This window comes from Halomonas sp. ND22Bw (assembly GCF_003011945.1).
Lineage (GTDB): Bacteria > Pseudomonadota > Gammaproteobacteria > Pseudomonadales > Halomonadaceae > Halomonas > Halomonas halophila.
Map to the genome: position 1 here is coordinate 1 of NZ_PXWD01000377.1, position 351 is coordinate 351.

The window sequence follows — 351 nt, forward strand, 5'->3', positions numbered from 1 at the left end:
GGACTGATACGCGGGGCTGGGTCGTGCAACGGCGCGAACGCACCCGCCACCTGATCGAGCTGGGCGGCCTGGTCCAGAAAGCCGGGCTGGTCGATCTCGCCGGCGATGATCGCGCAACCATCTACGGCGCGTTGCTGGAGCTGGTCGGACGTGCGCGGGACGATGCCGCCGGCGACACACTCGCGCTCTGGAAACGACGCGGGCGGCGCGCCTTCGACGCGGAAGCGGAAACGACAGCATAGGGGGCCGGTGAGAGGATGGTCGAAAACGTACGCTAAGCGTCGCGGCCTTGCTGGTGGAGGCGAAGCGGCCTGAACCGCTCGCGGGGCTTGTCGATCTCGCCCCATAGAT

At 68.1% G+C, this 351-nt stretch carries 1 protein-coding gene; it reads left to right on the top strand.

The genetic code is table 11. The annotated features are described in order from the left end of the window. Positions 1 to 242: conjugal transfer protein TraD (locus CVH10_RS18525; protein ID WP_219924813.1), on the top strand; the 242-nt coding region annotated here is incomplete at its 5' end. Positions 243 to 351: the final 109 nt, after the last annotated feature.